At 36.6% G+C, this 459-nt stretch carries 1 protein-coding gene; it reads left to right on the forward strand.

Going from position 1 to position 459, the window contains the following annotated elements; all coding sequences use genetic code 11:
- Positions 1-129: 129 nt before the first annotated feature.
- Positions 130-459, forward strand: a 330-nt coding sequence (locus tag A9E74_RS13890; protein ID WP_141696844.1) for a hypothetical protein, incomplete at its 3' end; no start/stop codon positions are given.

The raw sequence follows: 459 nt of genomic DNA on the forward strand, positions 1-459 counted from the left end.
AACCCGATATCGATACTAGAATTGTCTATGTGAGTTCTAGTGAAGGGGATGATAGTCTAGCGAAACCCTATAGTGGTATTAGCATTACGAATCCATTTAATCCGACTAATATACAAGCATATAAAACAATTGAAAAAAGCATACGCACAAATCCGAGCAGGGAAACCAGATTGGATCCTCTTTAAGAAAGGCGATCATTTTGATTTAGTCGACAAGATGTGGCTTAAATCTGGTAAATCACAAAATGCACATATGGTATTTGGTTCATATGGTGATGATAATGCTAAAAGACCTATAATTGACTCAAATACTTCTAGTGTAATTCAAGGAATTAAAGACCCGAGTTATATCACTATTATCGGCATAGAGTTTTATGCTAGTGGAAGAGATCCTAGTTCACATAAATTTGTTGATTGGGAAAAAGGTCCATCTGCCATAGCAAGTGTGGCTGGCAAAGCT

This window comes from Methylophaga muralis (assembly GCF_001720165.1).
Lineage (GTDB): Bacteria > Pseudomonadota > Gammaproteobacteria > Nitrosococcales > Methylophagaceae > Methylophaga > Methylophaga muralis.